We start from the raw sequence: 3081 nt of genomic DNA on the forward strand, positions 1-3081 counted from the left end.
TTCTCGAATTCGCGCGGGGAGGGCTTCGAGAACGCGCTCGCCGAGATGGTCGCGCGCGACCTCGGCCGGCCGCTCGTGTACTTCTGGTGGCCGCAGCGCCGAGGTTTCGCCCGGCAGACCCTCCGGAGCGGGCGATGCGACCTGGTCATGGGCGTCCCGTCCTCGTACGCGCTCGCGCTGACGACCGCCCCCTACTACCGCTCCACGTACGTCTTCGTGACGAGGCGCGACCGGAGTCTCGGCATTCGTTCCTTCGACGATCCGCGGCTGGCGAGGCTCCGGATCGGCGTCCACGTCGTGGGGGGGGCCGATTCCGGAATGCCGCCGGGTCTCGCGCTCGCCGAACGCGGCATCGTGAGAAACGTGGTCGGCTATTCGCTGCTCGGCGACTACGCGAAACCGAATCCTCCGGCGGAGCTGATCGATGCGGTCTCCCGCGGAGACGTGGACGTGGCGATCGCCTGGGGGCCGCTCGCCGGGTATTTCGCGAAGCGGTCGGCCGTTGCGCTCGAGATCGTTCCGGTCTCGCCGGCGATCGATCTTCCGTTCCGGCCGTACGTCTTCGACATCGCGATGGCGGTCGACCGCGGCAACACGCCGCTTCGCGACGAGATCGACGCCTTCATCGAGCGGCGGCGCGACGGGATCCGGCGCGTTCTCGAGAGCTATGGGGTGCCGCTCGTCGAGTGAGCGGCCGATGAGGGGCTGATCATGGAGAAGCGAATCGGGGTCGTCGGCGGGCTGGCACTGGTTCTCGCCGCCGCCGCATGCCAGGCGAAACACGACCAGACCGCGAAGGCCGGCGCGGTGCCCGCGATCTGGATGCCGATCGGGCCGGTGCCCGGCCCCGGAGTCGCGGGGCCGGGGCCGGCGAACCCGTACGCCGGGGACGCGGCGGCGGCGATGGACGGCCGCCACCTCTTCGACCGGTACAACTGTTCGGGCTGTCACGGGACGCATGGGGGCGGCGGGATGGGGCCGAGCCTGCGCGACGAGCGGTGGATCTACGGGAACAAGGACGCGAACATCTTCAGCAGCATCGCCGAGGGTCGCGCGCACGGCATGCCCTCCTGGGGCGTGAGGATCCCGGACGACCAGGTGTGGAGGCTCGTCGCGTACATCCGGTCCCTTCGGACGCCGAACGAGCCGGACCCTCCGAGGTGACCGTCCCGGCCCGTTCCGCGGAAGCCCCGCCCGTCCCGCGGCGCATTCCGGCGCTGTCGGACTGGCTCGCGCTTTCGAAGGCCCGGATCGTCGCGATGGTGCTCGTCACCGCGGCCGCCGGATACGGCGCCGCGGCGCCTCGCTTCCGCGCCGGGGTCTTCGCGGCGATGCTCGCCGGCACCGCGCTCCTGGCCGCCGGAACGAACGCCTTCAACGAGCTCGTCGAGCGCGACCGGGACGCGAGGATGGCGCGGACCCGCCGCCGCCCGATTCCCGCGGGCCGGATCTCCCCGGCGGCCGCGGGCGCATTCGCGGGTGCCGCCGCCGCGGCGGGCGCCGTCGTGCTCGCCGTCTTCGTTCATCCGCTCGCGGCCGCCCTCGGCCTCTTCACTCTCGCCTCGTACGTTCTCGCCTACACGCCGCTCAAGCGCACGACGACCGCATGCACGATCGTCGGCGCCGTTCCGGGGGCGATTCCTCCGCTGATCGGCTGGACCGCCGCGACGGGAGGGATCCACGCGGGAGGCGCGCTGCTGTTCGCGATCCTCTTCTTCTGGCAGATGCCGCACTTCCTCGCGCTGAGCTGGATTCACCGCCGCGATTACGCCGCGGCGGGATTTTCGATGACGTCGGTCCGCGACGCGTCCGGCGCCGCCGTCTCCTTCGATGCGCTCCTCCACACCGGCGCTCTGCTCGCCGTGACGGCCGCGGCGACGCTCCTCTCGGGCGGTTCGCGGTGGCCGTTCGCGATCGCGGCCGTCGCGGGATCGGCGCTTCTCGGCGCCGCGATCCGCTTCCGGGCCTCGCGCACACCGGCGCGCGCCCGCGCGCTTTTCGCGGCCTCGAACGCATTCCTTCCCGCGGCGATGGCGGCGATCGTCCTTTCCGGGCTCCCGCCGTTCTGAACACGGTCCGCCGGAAGCGCGAAACCTTTATCGTTTCTGTTCCGTCTCACGAAGCAGAGGAGGAGAACGCGCTGCGCAACTGCGTAAATGCGGTACGCCGATGACCGGATGTGGGACCCGGCGATTTCGGATCCGGACGGTTCGACCCGGATCGGCCACGCGAAATCGTTGCGCCGCGCGCGCGCCGCGCGTGGCACGGATTCTGCGATGTCGCGGGAGCGGCCCCGGCAAGAATGCGATAGCGACGCACAGAGCGTTCGAGGATGATCGATGTCGATGCGAAATGCGGAAACTTTTCCCTACCCGAAACGTATCAACGAAAGAAGCGGAGTCTTCGCCGATGAACAAGGCCCAAGACCGTCCGACCCGAACGACATGTCCTCCCAGCCTCGCCGCATGACGGACGACGACGGTCGTTCGGGGCAGTGGGGCGGCCGGCCCGTCACCCACCTCGAAGGATGGTCGCGCGTGACGATCGTGCTCATGAACCGGCAGATCGTCTATCTGGACCGGCTCTCGGCCGACATCCGCGCGCGCACGGGGGCGGTCGTCAAGCGGACCGAGATCATCCGCGCTCTGATCGACAGCCTCGCCGAGTCCGCGGTGGATCTCACGACGGTTCAGACCGAGGCGGATCTCCGGCGCCTCCTTCGCCGGTCCGAGACGACCCAGACGGCGGACGTCCCCTCGGGCGAGTAGCGTTCGTCCTCACTTCCCCGGAGGAGATCGCCGGCGGAGGGCTCGCCCGGCGCCAGGACGCACCGGTCGTTTTCCGGACGGACGACCCGGCTTCGACGAATCCCCCGGATGTCCCCCGGAAGACGCGCGAGACCCGGCCGTCGGCAGGCTTCGGAAGGGCTCTTCGCGCCGCCGGCCGCCCGGAGATCCGGAACGGTTCCGGAATCGCCGCCGCTCGCGAGAGCGGACGCCGACGACTCGAGGCATCCGCTTCGTCCCGGTTCGCGTTCGAGGGCGGCCGCGCGTGACATGAAAATACCCGCCGGCCTTGCGG

Annotated in this window: 4 protein-coding genes; all 4 read left to right on the plus strand. The window is 70.5% G+C overall.

Features of this window, described 5'->3' with window-relative positions:
- Positions 1-690: quinoprotein dehydrogenase-associated putative ABC transporter substrate-binding protein (locus tag VFS34_15625; protein HET9795883.1), on the plus strand; the 690-nt coding region annotated here is incomplete at its 5' end.
- A gap of 21 nt (positions 691-711) precedes the next feature.
- A complete protein-coding gene (locus VFS34_15630; protein HET9795884.1) occupies positions 712-1164 on the plus strand; it encodes a c-type cytochrome in 453 nt (150 codons plus the stop codon).
- Positions 1161-2069 carry a heme o synthase gene (gene cyoE, locus VFS34_15635; protein ID HET9795885.1) on the plus strand — a complete coding sequence of 303 codons (909 nt, stop codon included), beginning with the start codon at positions 1161-1163 and terminating at the stop codon, positions 2067-2069. Before VFS34_15630 ends, cyoE begins: the two co-directional genes overlap by 4 nt.
- Positions 2070-2465: 396 nt before the next feature.
- On the plus strand, positions 2466-2768 hold the full coding sequence (locus VFS34_15640) for a hypothetical protein (protein HET9795886.1): 303 nt from the start codon (positions 2466-2468) through the stop codon (positions 2766-2768).
- The last annotated feature ends 313 nt before the right edge of the window (positions 2769-3081 follow it).

Source organism: Thermoanaerobaculia bacterium (genome assembly GCA_035717485.1).
Taxonomy (GTDB): Bacteria; Acidobacteriota; Thermoanaerobaculia; order UBA5066; family DATFVB01; genus DATFVB01.

What these genes read in the sequence shown, in the direction of transcription:
- VFS34_15630 (HET9795884.1), top strand. Translation starts at nt 712, where the DNA reads ATGGAGAAGCGAATCGGGGTCGTCGGCGGGCTGGCACTGGTTCTCGCC.
- VFS34_15640 (HET9795886.1), top strand. Translation starts at nt 2,466, where the DNA reads ATGACGGACGACGACGGTCGTTCGGGGCAGTGGGGCGGCCGGCCCGTC.